This is a genomic window from Homoserinimonas sp. OAct 916 (genome assembly GCF_003260275.1).
Lineage (GTDB): Bacteria > Actinomycetota > Actinomycetes > Actinomycetales > Microbacteriaceae > OACT-916.
Genome location: NZ_QJHB01000130.1, coordinates 1 through 279, shown reverse-complemented (window position 1 = coordinate 279; position 279 = coordinate 1). Strand labels below are relative to the sequence as shown.

Genomic DNA, 279 nt, shown 5'->3' with positions numbered 1-279 from the left:
GTGATAGCGTTCCTTCTGTTGCTCACGGGGGCGGCGCTCAACGACCAACACGGTTTAGAGAGCATGTACTTCGGCAACTACTACTGCTACGTGGTGAAACCCGGGGTCTTTGCTGTTGGCGCTGTCCTGTCTCTCATGAGCTTGTCGCTTGGGGTTTTCTATTACCTCACGGTGACTTCGGCAAAGGACGGTAACAGCCTGTGGGGCGGGTCGGTTCCAAATCAGGGAGGCATAGCCATGGGACAACCCCAGCTCCAACCACAGAGCAGTCAGGACCCG

Annotated in this window: 1 protein-coding gene; it reads left to right on the top strand. The window is 57.0% G+C overall.

The genetic code is table 11. From position 1 onward, the window contains the following. Positions 1 to 279: DUF1218 domain-containing protein (locus DL891_RS16980; RefSeq protein ID WP_157962622.1), on the top strand; the 279-nt coding region annotated here is incomplete at both ends.